We start from the raw sequence: 18,548 nt of genomic DNA on the forward strand, positions 1-18,548 counted from the left end.
AGGGCGGCTTTCTCGTCCATGGGACCCGTCAAACCCGGGGCCGTCAAACCCGGGCCCGGTGACCGGCCTACTGGTTCATGGATTCGAAGAAATCCGAGTTGGACTTGGTGTACTTCAGCTTGTCGACCAGGAAGTCGACGGCGTCCGTCACCCCCATGGGCATCAGGATGCGGCGGAGAATCCACATCTTCGACATGGTGCCGCGGTCGACCAGGAGCTCCTCCTTGCGGGTGCCGGACTTGGAGACGTCGATGGCCGGGAAGGTGCGCTTGTCGGAGAGCTTGCGGTCCAGGACGATCTCGGAGTTGCCGGTGCCCTTGAACTCTTCGAAGATCACCTCGTCCATGCGGCTGCCGGTGTCGATCAGCGCCGTGGCGATGATGGTCAGCGAGCCGCCCTCCTCGATGTTGCGGGCGGCGCCGAAGAAGCGCTTGGGCCGTTGCAGCGCGTTGGCGTCGACGCCGCCGGTCAGCACCTTGCCGGAGCTGGGCACCACCGTGTTGTAGGCGCGCGCCAGGCGGGTGATGGAATCCAGGAGGATCACCACGTCGCGCTTGTGCTCGACCAGACGCTTGGCCTTTTCGATCACCATCTCCGCCACCTGGACGTGGCGGGCCGCCGGCTCGTCGAAGGTCGAGGAGATGACCTCGCCGTGCACCGAGCGTGCCATGTCCGTGACCTCCTCCGGCCGCTCGTCGATGAGCAGCACGATGAGGTAAGCCTCGGGGTGGTTGGTGGCGATGGAGTGCGCGATGTTCTGCAGCATCACCGTCTTGCCGGTGCGCGGCGGCGCCACGATCAGCCCGCGCTGGCCCTTGCCCAGGGGGGCGACCAGGTCGACGATGCGGCCGGTGAAGTTCTTCTTGGTCGGGTCCTCGACCTCCATCCGCAGCCGCTCGTCGGGGTAGAGGGGCGTCAGGTTGTCGAAGTTGATGCGGTGACGCACCTTCTCCGGCGCGTCGAAGTTGATCGTGTTGACCTTCAACAAGGCGAAGTAGCGCTCGCCGTCCTTCGGCGCGCGGATCTGTCCTTCCACCGTGTCGCCGGTGCGCAGGCCGAAGCGCCGCACCTGGCTGGGACTGACATAGATGTCGTCAGGACCCGGCAGATAGTTGGCCTCGGGCGAGCGCAGGAAGCCGAACCCGTCCTGCAGCACCTCCAGAACCCCGTCGCCGAAGATCGGAACGTCATTCTCCGCCAGCTGCTTGAGAATGGCGAACATCATGTCCTGCTTGCGCAGGGTGCTGGCGTTCTCGATCTGAAGCTCCTCCGCGAACGCCAGAAGCTCTGCGGGGCTCTTGCACTTCAACTCTTGGAGATGCATCGGTGGCCTATGGACATGATCGTTCGGGGAGTCTGGGAAGGGGGACCCTGGCACGGCGGAAGGCGTGCCGGTGGTGCGTGGCAACGCCGCGGAGCCGACGAGGTCGGCCGCAGGATCCGACGGGGAAGGCGAGGACCGGGGGTCCGAAGCCTGTGCCGGAAGCGTGATGTCGCCGGGTGGGATGGAACGCCCGCGGGTCGTGGAGCCCCGCAGTACACATTGGGTAGCGGATCATTCTCCGCAAGTCAAACGAAAGCGGCGGCGTCCGGGCCGCAATCCCGTCGTCGCTCACCGGGTGATCGGCGGCGGCGGCGTGCGGATCTCCGGCGGACGCGGCAGGGCGTCCGCCGGGTTGGACGGGCGGGTCGCCTCCTGCAGCGCATCGCCGGTGCCGATGGCGGCGGGGGCGCCCGCGCCCGGCGGCGAGTCCCGGCCGACCCCGGGGATCCCGGCGGTGCCCGGCGGCGGCGGCGCACCGCCGGCGCCCACCGCCGGAGACGCCGCACCGCCCTCCGTCGCCCGCCCGCCACCGGTGCGGGCCGGCGCGCGGGCCTCGCCGCCGCCCGGGCGGCCCAGGGCCACCGGCGGCGCGGGCTCGCCGCCGGCGGGCGACGACGACGCGGAGGGCGGTGGCGGTGCGCCGGCGCCCGGCAGGTTGGCGCCCGGCAGGTTGGCGGACGGCGGATCGGACGGCGCCGCACCCGCCGACACCGGCGTCCCGGGCCGCAGGCTCTGCAGGTTGCTGACGACCACGCGGTCGCCGTCCGACAGCCCCGCGGTGACCACCGTGAAGCGGCCGTAGCGGCGCCCGGTGGCGACGGGGCGCGGCTGGGCCCGGCCCGCCGCGTCGACGGTGTAGACGATCCGGCGGTCCTGATTGGCGGCCAACGCCTCGGTCGGCACCAGCAGCGCCGCCGATCGGCCGAGCATCACCCGCACCCGCACGAACTGGCCCGGCAGCAGCCGCCGCTCCGGGTTGGGCAGGACCCCCTTGGCCACCACCGTTCCCGTGCGCCGGCCGACCTGGTTGTCCAGGGTGACCAGCCGGCCGTCGTGGGCGTAGCGGCGGTCGCCGTCCAGAAAGGCGATCAGCGACGGGCGGTCCGCGCCGCGGAGCGCGGGCTGGACCGCCGGCAGGTCGTCGGTGCCGATGGGAAACCGCACCTCCATCGGGTCCAGCTCGACCAGCGTCACCAGCGGTTCCCCGCCGGCGGCCACGAGGTCGCCGACGTCGACCGCGCTGAGGCCGATGCGCCCGGCGAAGGGGGCCTCGATGGTGGCGTAGCCGAGGTCGAGGCGCGCGCTGTCGATGGTCGCCTCCAGGCGGGCGATCTGGGCCTGCGCCTCGGCCCGGCGGCTGCGCGCCTCGTCGAGGTTCTCCCCCGTGGCGAAGCCGCGGTCGGCCAGCGGCTCCAGCCGCGCCACCTGGGCCTCGGCGAAGGCCAGCGTGGCCTCGGCCGCCCGGCGGTCGGCCTGGGCCTGGGCCAGTCGCGCCTCGAAGGGCCGGGGGTCGATGCGGTAGAGCACCTGCCCGTCGCGGACGGCGTCGCCGTCGTCGAAGGTCTGCGCAACCAGATAGCCGGAAACCCGCGCCCGCACCTCCACCGAGCGCGGCGCCACGGTGGTCGCGGTGTAGTCCCGGTACACCGGCACCGCCCGGCGCTCCACCGTGTGGACCGCCACCGGCACCGCCTCCTGGCCGGCGCCGGACGTGGTGCCGCCATCGGCGGATGCGCCGGTCGCCCTGCCGGTGCCGTCCCCGCCGGGCAGCACCCCGAACGCCCACAGCCCGGCCGTCACCACGGCGGCGGCGAGCAGCGCGCCGGCAACGAGGACGGTGGTGCGACGGGTCATGGACGCATTCCTTCGACGGCGGGGCGCCGGCCGGCCGGCCGGCGGCGGCTATGGATCTGCACCAGGAAACCTTCCGCCCCGGCGTGGTGTTCCCGAAGCAACGGAACGACCGGGCACGGCCATCCCCGGAGGGTCAGGGCGGGCGCGGCAGGAGGCGGGTGGCGTGATCGCGTTCTTCATCCGACGGCCGGTCTTCGCGGCCGTTCTGTCGATCGCCGTGGCGCTGGTGGGCGCCGTGGCCAGCCTGCTGCTGCCGGTGGCCCGCTTTCCGGTGATCGCCCCGCCGGTGGTGCAGGTCAGCGCCACCTACACGGGTGGCAGCGCCCAGGCGGTCGCCGACACCGTCACCCGGCCGCTCGAACAGGCGATCAACGGGGTCGACGGGCTGATCCACATCTCCAGTTCCAGCTCCAACGATGGCCGCGCCACCATTCGCGCGACCTTCGAGGTCGGGTACGACGTCGACATCGCGGCGATGGACGTGCTGAACCGGGTCAACCAGGCGCGGCCGCGCCTGCCCAGCTCGGTGCTCGCGCTCGGCGTGACGGTGGAGAAGACGTCCCCCCAACTGGCGGCGGTGGTGTCGTTGAGCGCCCCGCAGGCCGCCTACGACACGCTGTTCCTCAGCAACTACGCCGACATCAACCTGATCGACCGGCTGAGCCGCCTGCCGGGAGTCGGCTCGATCCAGAACTTCTCCGAACGCACCTACGCCATCCGGGTGTGGCTCGAGCCCGACCGCATGGAGCATCTCGGCGTCAGCCCGGAGGAGGTGGTCGCGGCCATCCGTGCCCAGAACGCGCCGGTGGCCGCGGGCACCATCGGTGGCCCTCCGGTGCCGGCGGGCCAGGCCTTCGAACTCCAGGTCCAGGCCCCTCAGCGTCTCGACGACGCCCGCGGCTTCGAACAGATCGTGGTGCGCACGGGGTCCGACGGCTCCGCGGTTCGCATCGGCAACCTGGGACGGGTCGAGTTCGCCGCCGAACGCTACGGCTCGGCGGCGCGGTTCTCCGGCGCGCCGAGCGCCCAGCTCGGCATCTTCCAGTCTCCCGGCGCCAACGCCATCGAGGTGATCGGCAACGTCCGGGCGGAGCTGGACCGGATGGCGCCGCGGTTTCCGGCCGGTGTCGAGTGGACGATCCCGTTCAGCACCGCCACCTTCGTCGAGGCGTCGATCCGCGAGGTGGTGGTCACGCTGGGCATCGCCATCGCGCTGGTCGTCGCGACGGTGTTCGTGTTCCTGCAGGACTGGCGGGCGACGCTGATTCCCTGCCTGACCATCCCCGTGGCGCTGGTCGGATCGTTCGCGGTGATGCTGCTGTTCGGCTTTTCGATCAACACGCTGAGCCTGCTCGGCCTGGTCCTGGCGGTCGGTCTGGTGGTCGACGATTCGATCGTCGTGGTGGAGAACGTCACCCGCAACCTGGACCTCGGCACGCCGCCCCGGGAGGCGGCCCGCACGGCGATGGGCGAGGTCGCCGGGCCGGTGGTGGCCACCACCCTGGTGCTGGTCGCGCTGTTCGTGCCGGTGGCCTTCATCCCCGGCCTGACCGGGCAGCTCTACAACCAGTTCGCCCTGACCGTGGCCATCGCGGTGGTGCTGTCGTCGGTGATGGCGCTGACCCTGGCGCCGTCGCTGGCCGCCATCCTGCTGCGTCGCCGCCAGAGCCCCCCCCAACCGGGCCTTCGGGGCCTTCAACCGGGGCTTCGAGCGGACCGCCGGGGCGTACCAGGGCACCGTGCGCCGGCTGATCCGGTGGTGTATCCCGGTGGCCCTGGTGTCCGCGGCCCTGCTCGCCGTGACGGTCGCCCTGTTCCTGACACGGCCCACCGCGTTCGTGCCCCAGGAGGACCAGGGCTATGTCTTCGTCAACGTGCAGCTTCCCGACGCGGCCTCGCTGGAGCGCACCGAGGCGGTGGTCGCCGACGTCGCCCGCACCCTGCGCGCCGAGGCCGCGGTGGCCGACACCATCGCCATTTCCGGTTTCAGCCTGATCGCCAACGCCGCGGCGAGCCATTTCGGGTTCCTGATCCCCGCGCTGAAACCGTGGGGGGAGCGCGCCGAGACCGTCTCGGCCTTCGTCGAGCGGATGAACGGCCGGCTGTCCGGCTACCCCCATGCACGGGTGCAGATCATCAATCCCCCTGCCCTGCCCGGCATCGGCGCCGGTGGCGGCCTGACCCTGCAGATCGAGGCGCTGGAGAACCAACCGGTCGACCGCCTCCAGGAGGTCGCGCGCGCGTTCCTCGCCGAGGCCAACGCCCTGCCCGAGGTCGGCCAGGCCTTCACCACCTTCTCGGCGGCGGTGCCCCAGCTCCGGCTGAGCGTCGACCGCACCCGGATCGAGCAGTACGGCGTCGGTCTGGATCGGCTCTACGCAGCCGTGCAGGCCTATCTCGGCTCGACCTTCGTCAACGAGTTCACGCGGTTCGGGCGCACCTACCGGGTCTTCGTCCAGGCCGAAGGCGACGCCCGCGACGCCCCCGCCGACATCGGACGGCTGTCCGTGCTCAACGCCGACGGCGAGCGGGTGCCCCTGGGCGTCCTGGTGGACGTCGCCTTCGCCACGGGGCCCCAGTCGATTCCCCACTACAACCTGTACCCCTCGGTCGCGGTCCTTGCCCAGCCCGCGCAGGGCGCAAGCTCGGGCCAGGTGGTGGCGGCGCTGGACGCCCTGGCCGCCCGCGCGCTGCCCGACGGGTTCGCCCACGAGTGGACCGGCTCCGTCCACCAGCAGAAGGAGGCGGGCAGCCTTGCCCCGGTGATCTTCGGCCTGGCGATCGTGCTGGTCTATCTCGTTCTGGCGGCCCAGTACGAGAGCTGGCTGCTGCCGGTCTCGATCATGCTGGCGGTGCCCACGGCGATCCTCGGGGCGCTTCTCCTCCTGGCGGCGCGCGGCCTGCCGCTGGACGTCTTCGCCCAGATCGGCCTGTTGATGCTCGTCGGCCTGGCGGCGAAGAACGCGATCCTGCTGGTGGCGTTCGCCGACGCGGCGCGGGCGGGCGGCACCAGCCCGGCCGACGCCGCGGGGCAAGCCGCCCGCCTGCGCCTGCGGCCGATCCTGATGACCGCCCTGTCCTTCGTGCTCGGCGTGCTGCCCCTGGTCTTCGGCAGCGGCGCCGGTGCCAACGCGCGCGCGTCCCTCGGCACCACGGTGGTCGGCGGGATGGTGGTGGCCACGGTGCTGACCCTGTTCGTGACTCCGGTGGTCTACGTCCTGGTCGAACGCCTGCGTCGCCGGCGTGCCACCCCCGGCCGCCAGGAGGACCCGGCGCCGGACGACGACGCCGCGCGGTAGCGCCGGGCACCCGGAACACAGGTCTTTTTGGTCGCAGGATCTGGACCCGCCCGGCGGTCGTCCCGACGTACGGGGGGCCGATCCCCCCGTCCCGCCCCCCCTGAGGAGCCGCACCATGAGCCCGCTCGACGCCGGCCCGGCCGACCGCCCCTGGCACGCCCTCGACGCCGCCGACGCGCTGCGCGCCCTCGACAGCCCGGACGGCGGGCTGACCGCCGACGAGGCGGCCCGCCGCCGCGCCCGGTTCGGCCCGAACCGCCTGACCCCGGCCAAGCGCCGCTCGGCCCTGGTGCGCTTCCTCGTGCAGTTCGACAACGTGCTGATCTACGTCCTGATCGCCGCCGGGCTGGTCAGCCTGATGCTGGGCGAAGTGATCGACGCCGGCGTCATCGCCGGTGTGGTCCTGATCAACGCGGCGATCGGCTACATCCAGGAGGGCAAGGCGGAGCAGGCCCTCGACGCCATCCGCGACATGCTGTCACCCCAGGCGACGGCCCTGCGCGGCGGCCACCAGGTGACCGTGCCGGCCGAGGACCTGGTGCCCGGCGACCGCGTCGTTCTGGCGTCGGGCGATCGTGTGCCGGCCGATGTCCGCCTTCTGCGGGCCAAGGGGCTGCGCGTGCAGGAGGCGGCGCTGACCGGGGAATCCCTGCCGGTCGCCAAGACCATCGGCGCGGTGGCCGAGGACGCCGCCCTCGGCGACCGCGTCGGAATGGCCTATTCCGGCACCCTGGTTGCTCAGGGCCAGGGCCTCGGCATCGTCGTGGCCACCGGCGACCACACCGAGCTCGGCCGCATCGGCGCCATGCTGGCGGAGGTCCAGACCATGACCACACCGCTGCTGGCGCAGATGGCGGTGTTCGGGCGCTGGCTGTCGGCCATCATCCTGGCCACCGCCGGGGCGACCTTCCTGTACGGCACGCTGGTCGGCGGCGAGCCATGGCCGGAGATGATCATGGCCGCGGTCGGCCTCGCCGTCGCCGCCATCCCCGAGGGGTTGCCGGCGGTGATGACCATCACCCTGGCCATCGGCGTCACCCGCATGGCGCGGCGCAACGCCATCATCCGGCGGCTGCCGGCGGTGGAGACGCTGGGGTCGGTCGGCATCGTCTGCTCGGACAAGACCGGCACCCTCACCCGCAACGAGCTGATCGTCCAGACCGTCGCCACCGCCGGCCGCACCGTCACGGTGGACGGCGTCGGCTACCGCCCCGACGGCCGGTTCCTGTCGGACGGCCAGCCCATCGCGGTCGGCGACGACCGCGTCCTCCTGGACATCGCCCGCGCCGCCCTGCTCTGCAACGACGCCGACCTGCACCGCGACGGCGACGGCGAATGGCAGCTGGCCGGCGACCCCACCGACGGCGCGTTGCTGGCGCTGGCGCTGAAGGCCGGGCTCGACCCGGCGCACGAGCACGGGCACCGGCCGCGCACCGACGTCATCCCCTTCGAGTCCGAGCACAAGTTCATGGCGACCCTGCATCACGACCACGAGGGCCACGGCGTGGTCTACCTCAAAGGGGCGCCGGAGCGGGTGCTGTCGATGTGCCGCCAGGCGCTGGGCCCTGACGGTCCGCAGCCGCTGGAGCCCGACGCCTGGCACGCCCGCATCGACGCCCTTGCCGACGGCGGGCAGCGGGTGCTGGCGCTGGCCTGCCGCCCCGCCCTGCCCGGCATCACCGAGCTGGAGATGGCAGACCTGGAGGACGGGCTGATCCTGCTCGGCCTGTGCGGCCTGATCGACCCGCCGCGCGAGGAGGCCATCGCCGCGGTGGCGGCCTGCCGTGCCGCCGGCATCCGGGTCAAGATGATCACCGGAGACCACGCGGTCACCGCCCGCGCCATCGGCCGCCGCTTCGGCCTGGCCCTCGACGGGCGCGCCCTGACCGGCCCGGAGCTGGACCGCATCGCCGACGCCGACCTGGCCCGGGCGGCCGAAACGACCGAGGTCTTCGCCCGGACCACGCCGGAGCACAAGCTGCGCCTGGTCAGGGCCCTGCAGGGCGCCGGCCACACCGTGGCGATGACCGGTGACGGCGTCAACGACGCCCCGGCCCTGAAGCGCGCCGACGTCGGCGTCGCCATGGGCCGCAAGGGAACGGAGGCCGCCAAGGAGGCGGCGGCCATGGTCCTGGCCGACGACAACTTCGCGTCCATCGCCCACGCCGTGGAGGAGGGCCGCACCGTCTACGACAATCTGCGCAAGACGATCCTGTTCATGCTGCCGACCAACGGCGGCCAGGCCTTGGTGATCCTGGTGGCGGTGCTGATCGGGCACACCCTGCCGATCACCCCGGTGCAGATCCTCTGGGTGAACATGGTGACCGCGGTCACCCTCGGCCTGGCGCTGGCGTTCGAGAAGCCCGAGGCCGACGTCATGCGCCGCCCGCCGCGCCCGCGGGACGAAGGCATCCTGCCCCGTTTCCTGGTGGTCCGGATGGTGGTGGCCGCCCTGCTGCTGCTGGCGGTCAGCTTCGGGTTCTTCCTCTACGAGGAGGCCCGCGGCGCATCGCTGGAACGGGCCCGCACCATGGCGGTCAACGCCCTGGTGCTGGGGGAATCGTTCTTCCTGCTGAACGCCCGCGCCGTCCACGCCTCGGTGCTCAACACGTCCGGCCTGTTCGGCAGCCGGCCGGTGTGGATCTCCATCGCCCTGATCGTGGTGATGCAGATGGCGTTCACCTACGCGCCGCCGATGAACGTCCTGTTCGGCACGGCGCCGGTGGGTCCGGCCGACTGGCTCGCCATGGTCGCGGCCGGCGCCGTGGTGTTCCTGGTCATCGAGGCCGAGAAGGCGCAGCGCCGGCGTCTGGTGTCCCGCCGGTAGCCCTCAGAAGGGCTTGACGATGACCAGGATGACGATGCCGATCATCAGCAGGGTCGGCACCTCGTTCATGATGCGGAAGAAGCGCTGCGGCCGGGTGTTGCGGTCCTCGGCGAAGGCGCGGCGCCAGCCCGCCATCATCCCGTGCATGGCGGTCAGCAGGACCACCAGCAGCAGCTTGCCGTGCAGCCAGCCGTCGCTCATCCAGCCCGGCAGGATGACCAGCATCCAGATGCCGAAGACGTAGGAGGCGATCATCGCCGGCGTCATGATGGCGCGCAGCAGCCGCCGCTCCATCACCTTGAACGTCTCGGACGCCTCCGAGCCTGGCGCCACGGCGCAGTGATAGACAAAGAGGCGTGGCAGGTAGAGCAGTGCCGCCATCCAGGCGATGATGCTGATGACGTGCAGCGCCTTGACCCATTCGTACACAGATCTTCTCCCCTGAGCGTTGCGGACCGGTCACCCCTTGGCCGACCAGGCACGGATTTGGCGGGCCAGCGCGTCGACATGCTCCGGCGGGGTGCGCTGGGTGATGCCGTGTCCGAGATTGAAGACGAAGGGCCGTCCGGCAAGGGCGTCGAGGATCTCGGCCACCGCGGCGGCCTGGGCGTCGCCGCCGGCCACCAGCATGATGGGGTCCAGGTTGCCCTGCACCGGCAAGCGCGGCTGCAGCGTACGGGCCGCCCACAGGGGCGGGACCGTGGTGTCGAGGCCGACCGCGTCGACCCCGCTGGCGGTGACGTAGTCCTCGTAGAGCAGGCCGGCCCCGCGCGGGAAGCCGATGATCGGGACCGTGGGATGGCGCGTCCGGATGCGTGCGACGATGGCCCGGGTCGGCTCGATCACCCAGCGGCGGAAGCCGCCGACCGGCAGCACCCCGGCCCAGCTGTCGAACAGCTGCACCACCTCGGCCCCGGCGTCCACCTGGGCGCTGAGGTAATCGGCGGTGACCTCGACCAGCAGGTCGATCAGCGCGGCGAAGCCCCGGGGGTCCTGGTAGGCCCAGGTCTTGATGGCCGCGAACTCCTTGCTGCCGCCGCCCTCGACCATGTAGGTGGCGACGGTCCATGGCGCTCCGGCGAAGCCGATGAGCGTCACCTCCGGCGGCAGCGACCCGGACAGCCGCCGCACCGTCTCGTAGACCGGGGCGAGCCGTTCGTGGAAGCGGTCACGGCTCAGCCGGCCGAGCTCGGCGGCGCTGCGCACCGGATCCAGCTTCGGCCCTTCGCCTTCGAGGTAGTCCAGCGGCTGGCCCAGCGCATGGGGCACCACGAGGATGTCGGAGAACAGGATCGCCGCGTCCATGCCATAGCGGCGGATCGGCTGGAGGGTCACCTCCTCGGCCAGCGCCGGGTTGTAGCAGAGATCGAGGAAGCTGCCGGCCTGGGCACGCGCCGCGCGGTATTCGGGTAGGTAGCGGCCGGCCTGACGCATCAGCCAGAACGGCGGGCGTGGACAGGGCTCTCCGGCGAGGGCGGCGAGGAGCGGCTTGCGGGATTCCGGCACCGGTTGGTCCTTGGTCGGGGGGCGGGAAACGCGGCGTGGGTGTCTCCTCTATCTCACTATTCTTTTTAAGAAGGGATTGGAAGAGGTTGAGGATCCCTGTGGATAGCGGTGATCCCGGATGCCCCCGGATCCGTCCACAGCCACGTGCGGTGCGCCGGGGGCGGTCCGCCGGCTGTGGACGACGGCCGCGGCAACGGCGTCGCAGCGTTGGATCCGCTTGGGCTGGCACGACGGGAGTCTCGGGGATAAAGTGGGCGCCCGCAGCCGCTGTTCCCAGGATGCGGTCCGGTCGGCGGATCCGTTCCACCGGGTGTGGCTCGGGGGATGGAAGGCGGCGCAGCGGAGATGGATTCACCCGGCACCGGGTTGTCCACAGGTTGCTCCACGGTTTCCCACAGGATGTTGGGGATGATGAAAGAGTTCCACCTACATCTGGTATCGGACGCGACGGGCGAGACGATCAACAGCGTCGCCCGCGCCTGCGTGATCCAGTTCGACCAGGTGCGCCCGATCGAGCATTTCTGGAACCTGGTGCGCACCGAGCGTCAGCTCGACATGGTGATCGACGGGATCACCACCCATCCCGGGCTGGTGATGTTCACCCTGGTCGACGAGCCCCTGCGCCGGCGGCTTCAGGATGTCTGCCGTGAGCTGCAGGTCCCCTGCATTCCCGTGCTGGACCCGCTGATCAACGCGCTGGCCGCCCATCTGGGCCTGGAGTCGCAGCGCCAGCCGGGACGCCAGCACGCGCTGGACGCCGAGTATTTCGGGCGGATGGACGCCATGGAGTTCGCCCTGTCCCACGACGACGGGCAGTCGACGTGGGACCTCCACGAGGCGGATGTGTTGCTGATGGGGGTGTCGCGCACCTCCAAGACGCCGACTTGCATCTATCTCGCCAACCGCGGGATCAAAGCGGCGAACATCCCGATCGTCCCGGGCTGCCCCTTGCCGCCGGAGATCGAGAAGCTGACGCGGCCCCTGGTGGTGGGGTTGACCAAGGACCCGGACCGCCTGATCCAGATCCGTCGCAACCGCCTGAAGCTGCTGAACCAGGGCGAAACCTCCACCTACGTCGACCCCGAGGTGGTGCGCCGCGAGGTTCAGGAGGCACGCCGCATGTTCACCCGGCGGGGGTGGCCGGTGATCGACGTCACCCGGCGCTCGATCGAGGAGACCGCGGCGGAGATCATGATGCTGCTGGCGCGGCGTGACGGCGGCGCCGTCGTGCCGGGCGGAGGCTGAGCGGTGGAACCGCCGGACGGGGACGGACCGGAGGTCGCACCGGCGCCGGTGCCGCTGGTCCTGGCGTCGGCCTCCGTGGCCCGGGCCCGGATGCTCGGCCAGGCCGGGCTGACGGTGATCGGTGACCCGGCCGATGTGGACGAGGGGGTCGTGAAGCGGTCGTGCCGTGCCAATGGCGTCAGCGTCGAAGCCGCGGCCGAGGCGCTGGCCGAGCTGAAGGCCCGGCACGTGGCCCGCCGCCATCCGGGCGTGATGGTGCTGGGGGCCGACCAGATGCTCGATTGCGACGGGGTGTGGCTGGACAAGCCGGGAACCCGGGACGAGGCGCGCACGCAGCTTCGCACCCTGCGCGGCCGCACCCACCGCCTGGTCAGCGCGGCCGCTGTGGTGCGGGACGGACAGCGGATCTGGCACTGCGTGGACGGGGCCCGGCTGACCATGCGGGCGTTCAGCGACCGTTTCCTCGAAGACTACCTCGACGCGGCCGGCGCCGCCGCGCTGACCTCGGTCGGCGCCTATCATCTCGAAGGGTTGGGGGCCCAGCTGTTCGAGCGCGTCGAAGGGGATTTCTTCACCATCCTCGGGCTGCCGCTTCTGCCGGTGCTCGGGTTCGCACGGGCACAAGGACTTCTCGCGGCATGATGATCAGTGGCAAGGCACGGCTGGCCGGCGTCATGGGGTGGCCGGTCAGCCATTCCCGCTCGCCCCGGGTGCACGGGTTCTGGCTGGAGCGGTATGGCATCGATGGCGCCTATGTGCCGCTGGCGGTGCCGCCGCAGCGGACGGCGGAGGCGATCCGCGCCCTTCCGACGCTCGGGTTCCGCGGCTGCAACGTCACGGTGCCGCACAAGGGGGCGGCGGCGGCGGCGGTGGACCGCCTCGACGCAACGGCGCGCCGGATGGGGGCGGTCAACACCGTTGTCGTCCTGGAGGATGGCACCCTGGAGGGGCGCAACACCGACGGATTCGGCTTTCTGGAGAATCTGCGGGCGGGCGCTCCGGGATGGCGGAGCGCGGCCGGACCGGCGGTGGTGATCGGCGCCGGTGGTGCGGCCCGTGCCGTCGTCGCATCGTTGCTCGACGACGGCGCGCCCGAGGTGGTGGTGGTCAACCGCACCCGGGCGCGCGGGGAGGCCCTGGCCGCCGACCTCGGCGGGGCCATCCGGGTGGCCGATTGGGTTTCACGTGAAACGGCGCTGGAGGGCGCGGCCCTGGTGGTCAACACCACGACCCAGGGGATGGCGGGGCAACCGCCGCTCGATCTCGACCTGCGCGCCCTGCTCCCGACGGCGGTGGTAACCGACATCGTCTACACGCCGCTGGAGACGCCTTTGCTGGCGGCGGCCCGGGCCGCCGGTCATCCGGTGGTCGACGGGCTGGGCATGCTGCTGCACCAGGCGCGACCCGGCTTCGCCGCCTGGTTCGGGCAGGAGCCGGAGGTGGACGAGGCGTTGCGGCGGGCGGTCCTGACGGGGTGAGGCGGCGATGATCGTCCTCGGCCTGACCGGGTCCATCGGCATGGGCAAGAGCACGGCGGCGCGGATGCTCGAGGGGATGGGCGTGCCGGTCTGCGATTCCGACGCGGCCGTCCACCGCCTGTTGGACCGTGGCGGCGGCGCGGTGGCGGCCATCGACGCGGCGTTTCCCGGCGTCGTCCGGGGCGGCGCGGTGGACCGCCGCGCCCTGGGCGCCGCGGTGTTCGGCGACGGAGCGGCGCTGCGCCGGCTCGAGGCCATCCTCCACCCCAAGGTGCGCGGCGCCCAGGAACGGTTCCTGGCCCACGCCGCGCGCCGCGGTGTCGCCGTCGCCGCGTTGGACATACCGCTGCTGTTCGAGACCGGCGGCGAGCGCCGGGTCGACCGCACCATCGTCCTCTCCGCCCCGCCTTTCGTGCAGCGGGCCCGCGTCCTGGCCAGGCCGGGCATGACGCCGGCCCGCTTCGCGGCTATCCTGGCCCGCCAGATGCCGGACGCGGAGAAGCGGCGGCGCGCCGACCACGTGGTTCCCACCGGGGCCGGACGGCGCCGCACCCGGATGGCGCTGGCGGCGATCCTTGCCGACGTGAAACAGCGGCGCGGCCGTCATTGGCCGCCGCCGGGCTACCTGCCGGGGAAAGCGACCCATGCGTGAGATCGTTCTGGACACCGAGACGACCGGCTTCAAGCCCGAGGAGGGGCACCGCATCGTCGAGATCGGCTGCGTGGAGCTGGTGAACCACGTCCAGACCGGGGAGAAATTCCACGTCTACCTCAACCCGCAGCGCGACATGCCGGCGGAGGCCGCGGCGGTGCACGGGCTGACCGAGGAGTTCCTGGCCGACAAGCCGCTGTTCACCGAGGTGGTGGGCGATTTTCTGGGCTTCGTCGGCGACGCGCCTCTGGTCATCCACAACGCCGCCTTCGACATGGCGTTCCTGAACGCCGAGCTGACACGGGCCGGCTTCGGGGTGCTGGCTGGCGGCCGGGCGGTCGACACGCTGGCGATGGCGAAGCAGCGCTTTCCCGGCTCGCCGGCGACCCTCGACGCGCTGTGCAAGCGGTTCGGCGTCGACAACTCCGGCCGGTCCTACCATGGCGCCCTGCTCGACGCCCAGCTCCTGGCCGAGGTGTACCTGGAGCTGCGGGGCGGCCGCCAGGCGGGGCTGGCCCTCGCGGCCGGCCCGCTGGGCCCGGAGAGCGCCGCGGCGGTGCGGATCGCCCGCCCGCGCCGCGCGCCGCGCCCGCACGCCCCCAGCGCCGAGGAGCTGGCCGCGCATGACGAGCTTCTCGGCGCCCTGAAGGCGCCGGTCTGGCTCGCCGAATAGGCGGCGTCCGGGGGGCGGCGTCCGCGGGGCCGCTCAGGGAATCAGCACGGTGGATCCCGTGGTGCGGCGGGCCTCCAGGGCGCGATGGGCCTCGGCGGCGTCGCGCAGGGGGAAGGTCTGGCGCACGGCGATGGTCACGGCGCCGGTGTGCACCACCTCGAACAGGTCGGCGGCGCTGGCCATCAGCTCCTCGCGCTTGGCGGTGTAGGAGAAGATGGTCGGCCGGGTCACGTAGAGCGAGCCCTTGGCGGCGAGCACCTGGAGATCGAGGGGCGGCACCGGGCCGGAGGCGGCACCGAACAGCACCATCAGCCCGCGCGGCCGCAGGCAGTCAAGGCTGTCCATGAAGGTGGTCCGCCCGACCCCGTCATAGACCACCGGCACGCCGGCGCCGTCCGTCAGCGCCTTGACCCGCTCCACGAAGCTGTCCCGGGTGTACACGACGGGATGGTCGCAGCCGTTGGCCCGCGCCAGCTCGGCCTTCTCGTCGGAGCCGACGGTGCCGATCACGGTGGCGCCGAGGTGTTTGGCCCACTGGCACAGGATCAGGCCGACGCCGCCCGCGGCGGCGTGGACCAGCACCGTCTCCCCGGCCTCGACGCGGTGCGTCGAGCGCAGCAACGCCTGCGCCGTCATGCCTTGCAGCAGCATGCCCGCGGCCTGCTCGTCGGAGATCCAGCTGGGCAGCGGGATCAGCCGGTCGGCCGGCAGGAGGCGCGCCTCTGCGTAGGAGCCCATGGGGCCGGGGGCGTAGCCGACGCGATCGCCGGGCACCAGCGTGGTGACGCCGGGGCCGACCGCCTCGACCACCCCGGCGCCTTCGACGCCGGGCACGGCGGGCATGGACGGCAGCGCGTAGACGCCGCCGCGGTGGTAGGTGTCGATGTAGTTCAGGCCGACGGCGGTGTGGCGCAGGCGGACCTCGCCCGGGCCGGGCTCGCCGACGGAGACCTCCTCCCAGCGCAGGACCTCGGGTCCCCCGTGCTCGTGGATGCGGATGGCGTGAACCATGAGAGTGTCCCCCCCGTTCGGGCGTGGCGGTTCGTGTCAGGGTCGCTCAGGCCGGGCCCAAGGCCGCGGCGCGCTCATGGTCGAGCAGCCAGGCCTTGGTGTCCAGGCCGCCGTGGCCGGAGTAGCCGCCGGGGCCCGCCCCGGCGACCACGCGATGGCACGGGACGATGATCGGCAGCGGGTTGCGTCCGCAGGCCGTCCCCACGGCCCGTGCGGCCGTCCCCAGGGCGCGGGCGAGATCGCCGTAGCGGGCGACGGTGCCGAAGGGGATGCCGTGCATGGCCTCCCAGACGCGGCGCTGGAACGGCGTTCCCCGCGGGGCGAGGGGCACGGTGAACATCCGCAGGGTGCCGGCGAAATAGGCCGCGAGCTGGGCCGCGGCGGCGTCCAGCGCGGCGTCTCCCCCGCCCCCGCGGGATGCCCCGGGACACCAGTCCAGCGCCACCAGGGACCCGTTGGTGGCGGTGAGGAGCAGGGGGCCCAGCGGGCTGTCGACGACGAGGGTCGGCATCGGCTCACGTCCCGCGCAGCAGGGCGAGGAGGCCGTCGGCGTCGGTGATCGGTGGCGAGCACGCGGTGCCGGAGCACACATAGGCGGTCGCCCGCCCGTCCAGCATCCCTTTGCCGTGGGCCGGGTGGGCGGCCGGCAGGCCGGCATCCGGCGCGACCACCTGGAGGATGCGGTTGGGCAGGCTGGTTCCCAGCACGGCACGCCGCAGCGCGGCGAGACCGGCGTCGCCGGGAACCCCGGTCAGCACGACCTGCACCGGGTCCTGGAGCAGCTCGCTGGCGTTCAGCAGGGTCGGCAGCGGAAAGAAGTTCCGCGCGAGCTCCCCGGCGAAGGCGCCGACCACGGCGTCGGCCCGCGCCCGGCGGGTGTCGTCCCCGGTCAGGTGCCAGAGCCGGGCGAGCACCGCGACCATGGCGCCGTTGCCGCTGGGCACCGCGCTGTCATGGGCGTGCTTGGCCCGGACGATGAGGTTTTCGGCGTCGTCGGCGGTGAGGAAGTAGCCACCGGCGGCGGCGTCCCAGTGGTGGCGGTCGAGCGCGTCGACCCAGCTCTGGGCGGCGGCGAGGTACGCGGTCTCCCCCGTCGCCTCGGCCAGCGCCAGGGCCGCGCGGGCCATCTGCGCGTGGTCGTCGAGGGTGCCCGGGTGCTTGAGCTGGCCGGCCCGCCAGCTGTGGCCGAGGCGGCCGTCGACCGTCATGGTCTGGGCCACGAAGGCGAAGGCCCGCCGGGCCGCGTCCAGCCAGGACGGCTCGTCGAACACGGCGGCCGCCTCCGCCAGGCTGGCGATCATCATGCCGTTCCAGTCGGCCAGCACCTTGTCGTCCCACCCCGGGCGCACCCGCCCGGCGCGGTGCCGGAACAGGACGTCGCGCTGGGCGGCGAGCGCCGTTTCGGCGTCGTCGTCGCCCAGCGTCATGGTGTCGAGCCGGTTGAGGATGGTGGCGCCCTCGAAGTTGCCCAGGGGGGTGACGCCGTAGACGGCCTTGAAGGAGGCCGCGCCGTCGCCGAGGAGGCGGTCGATCTCGGCCTCGGTCCAGACGTAGAAGCGGCCCTCCTCCCCTTCGCTGTCGGCGTCGAGGGTGCTGGCGAAGCCGCCGCCGTCCGCCACCATCTCGCGCAGCACCCACCCGACGGTCTCGCGCACCCGGGCCTCCAGCAGCGGGGCGCGGGTCTCCTGCCAGACCAGGGTCATCAGCTCGAGGAGCTGGGCGTTGTCGTAGAGCATCTTCTCGAAATGCGGGACCAGCCAGCGGTCGTCCACCGAGTAGCGGGCGAAGCCGCCGCCGAGATGGTCGTAGAGTCCGCCTTGCGCCATGTTGGTCAGGGTGGTCAGGACCGCCTCGCGGAATGGCTCGCGGCCGGTGCGGCGCCAGGCGCGCCACAGGAGCGTCAGCATGGCGACCTGGGGGAATTTCGGGGCGCCGCCGATGCCGCCGTGCCGCGGGTCGACCTCCTGGGCCAAGCGCTCGGCGACCTGGTCGAGGACGGCGCGGTCGATGCCCTCCCCGGGTCGGCTCTCGCCGAGCTTCGCCAGGGCCTCGCCGAGCGCGCTGACGTTGCGGTGCACCTTGTCGGGCTCGCTGCGGTAGGTGTCCGCCACGCCGCGCAGCACGTCCACCAGCCCCGGCCGGCCGTAGCGTGCCGTCGGCGGGAAATAGGTCCCACCCCAGAACGGCGCGGCGTCCGGGGTCAGGAACATGGTGAGCGGCCAGCCGCCGGGTTGGCCCAGCATGGACAGCGCGCTCTGGTAGATGTGATCGATCTCGGGGCGCTCCTCGCGGTCGACCTTCACATTGACGAAGAGGTCGTTCATGACACCGGCCACCTCCGGATTCTCGAAGCTTTCATGGGCCATCACGTGGCACCAGTGGCAGGCGGCGTAGCCGATCGACAGCAGGACGGGCTTCCCCTCGGCCCGGGCCCGCGCGAAGGCGTCGGGGCCCCAGGGCATCCAGTGGACGGGGTTGTCGCGGTGCTGGAGCAGATAGGGGCTCGTCTCCCGGCCGAGAAGGTTGGCGGTCATGGCGGGCATCCCTGTGCAGGTCTGGAGGAGGATGGCGGCGCGGTGCCTGGGGCGGACCGCCGATCCGCCAATAAGGTGGCGCGGCGCTGCGGTTTGCGCCAGGGGAACCTATCTGTATACTGTGCGGGCGCGCGGTCGCGCGCAC

The 18,548-nt window shown here is 72.3% G+C and carries 13 protein-coding genes and 2 pseudogenes; 8 read left to right on the forward strand and 7 right to left on the reverse strand.

Annotated elements, in window-relative coordinates:
- Positions 1–67 precede the first annotated feature (67 nt).
- Both rho and AC6H2I_RS01765 read right to left on the reverse strand, forming a co-directional pair.
- A complete protein-coding gene (rho, locus tag AC6H2I_RS01760) occupies positions 68–1,324 on the reverse strand; it encodes a transcription termination factor Rho (protein ID WP_497498832.1) in 1,257 nt (418 codons plus the stop codon).
- A gap of 288 nt (positions 1,325–1,612) precedes the next feature.
- Positions 1,613–3,178 carry an efflux RND transporter periplasmic adaptor subunit gene (locus AC6H2I_RS01765; protein WP_497498834.1) on the reverse strand — a complete coding sequence of 522 codons (1,566 nt, stop codon included), beginning with the start codon at positions 3,176–3,178 and terminating at the stop codon, positions 1,613–1,615.
- On the opposite strand from AC6H2I_RS01765, the pseudogene AC6H2I_RS01770 reads away from it, so the two are divergent.
- The 3 genes and pseudogenes from AC6H2I_RS01770 to AC6H2I_RS01780 all read left to right on the forward strand — a co-directional run.
- Positions 3,177–4,796, forward strand: a pseudogene (locus AC6H2I_RS01770) (efflux RND transporter permease subunit); the annotation flags it as partial. The gene AC6H2I_RS01765 and the pseudogene AC6H2I_RS01770 overlap by 2 nt on opposite strands.
- Before the next feature lie 73 nt (positions 4,797–4,869).
- Positions 4,870–6,477: pseudogene (locus AC6H2I_RS01775) on the forward strand (efflux RND transporter permease subunit); the annotation flags it as partial.
- 115 nt (positions 6,478–6,592) lie between these two features.
- Entirely contained in the window at positions 6,593–9,304 is a 2,712-nt protein-coding gene (locus AC6H2I_RS01780) for a cation-transporting P-type ATPase (RefSeq protein WP_497498835.1), read from the forward strand.
- 3 nt (positions 9,305–9,307) lie between these two features.
- Here AC6H2I_RS01780 and hemJ read toward each other — a convergent pair whose 3' ends face one another.
- Entirely contained in the window at positions 9,308–9,733 is a 426-nt protein-coding gene (gene hemJ / locus AC6H2I_RS01785; RefSeq protein WP_497498836.1) for a protoporphyrinogen oxidase HemJ, read from the reverse strand.
- 30 nt (positions 9,734–9,763) lie between these two features.
- Positions 9,764–10,810: a uroporphyrinogen decarboxylase gene (gene hemE / locus AC6H2I_RS01790; RefSeq protein WP_497498837.1), complete on the reverse strand. Its 1,047-nt coding sequence runs from the start codon at positions 10,808–10,810 to the stop codon at positions 9,764–9,766.
- 411 nt (positions 10,811–11,221) lie between these two features.
- Here hemE and AC6H2I_RS01795 point away from each other — a divergent pair, with 411 nt between their 5' ends.
- Genes AC6H2I_RS01795 through dnaQ form a run of 5 tightly spaced genes read left to right on the forward strand, consistent with a single transcriptional unit; the run spans position 11,222 to position 14,858 of the window.
- Entirely contained in the window at positions 11,222–12,055 is an 834-nt protein-coding gene (locus AC6H2I_RS01795; RefSeq protein WP_497499006.1) for a pyruvate, water dikinase regulatory protein, read from the forward strand.
- A 3-nt stretch (positions 12,056–12,058) separates the two neighbouring features.
- The gene (locus AC6H2I_RS01800; RefSeq protein ID WP_497498838.1) at positions 12,059–12,697 is read left to right on the forward strand and encodes a Maf family protein; all 639 of its coding nucleotides are present in this window, start codon (positions 12,059–12,061) and stop codon (positions 12,695–12,697) included.
- The gene (locus AC6H2I_RS01805) at positions 12,694–13,533 is read left to right on the forward strand and encodes a shikimate dehydrogenase (protein WP_497498840.1); all 840 of its coding nucleotides are present in this window, start codon (positions 12,694–12,696) and stop codon (positions 13,531–13,533) included. Before AC6H2I_RS01800 ends, AC6H2I_RS01805 begins: the two co-directional genes overlap by 4 nt.
- Positions 13,534–13,540: 7 nt before the next feature.
- Positions 13,541–14,185, forward strand: a complete 645-nt coding sequence (gene coaE / locus AC6H2I_RS01810; protein WP_497498841.1) for a dephospho-CoA kinase — start codon at positions 13,541–13,543, stop codon at positions 14,183–14,185.
- A complete protein-coding gene (gene dnaQ / locus AC6H2I_RS01815) occupies positions 14,178–14,858 on the forward strand; it encodes a DNA polymerase III subunit epsilon (protein WP_497498842.1) in 681 nt (226 codons plus the stop codon). The genes coaE and dnaQ overlap by 8 nt, the downstream gene beginning before the upstream one ends.
- A 33-nt stretch (positions 14,859–14,891) precedes the next feature.
- Here the strand turns inward: dnaQ and AC6H2I_RS01820 are convergent, their stop codons facing one another.
- The 3 genes from AC6H2I_RS01820 to AC6H2I_RS01830 are packed head-to-tail and all read right to left on the reverse strand — an operon-like array spanning position 14,892 to position 18,403.
- Positions 14,892–15,869: a quinone oxidoreductase family protein gene (locus tag AC6H2I_RS01820; RefSeq protein ID WP_497498843.1), complete on the reverse strand. Its 978-nt coding sequence runs from the start codon at positions 15,867–15,869 to the stop codon at positions 14,892–14,894.
- Positions 15,870–15,915: 46 nt separating this feature from the next.
- Positions 15,916–16,380 carry a methylated-DNA--[protein]-cysteine S-methyltransferase gene (locus AC6H2I_RS01825; protein WP_497498844.1) on the reverse strand — a complete coding sequence of 155 codons (465 nt, stop codon included), beginning with the start codon at positions 16,378–16,380 and terminating at the stop codon, positions 15,916–15,918.
- A gap of 4 nt (positions 16,381–16,384) precedes the next feature.
- Entirely contained in the window at positions 16,385–18,403 is a 2,019-nt protein-coding gene (locus tag AC6H2I_RS01830) for a thioredoxin domain-containing protein (RefSeq protein WP_497498845.1), read from the reverse strand.
- Positions 18,404–18,548 lie beyond the last annotated feature (145 nt).

Source organism: Azospirillum sp. NS33, assembly GCF_059703765.1.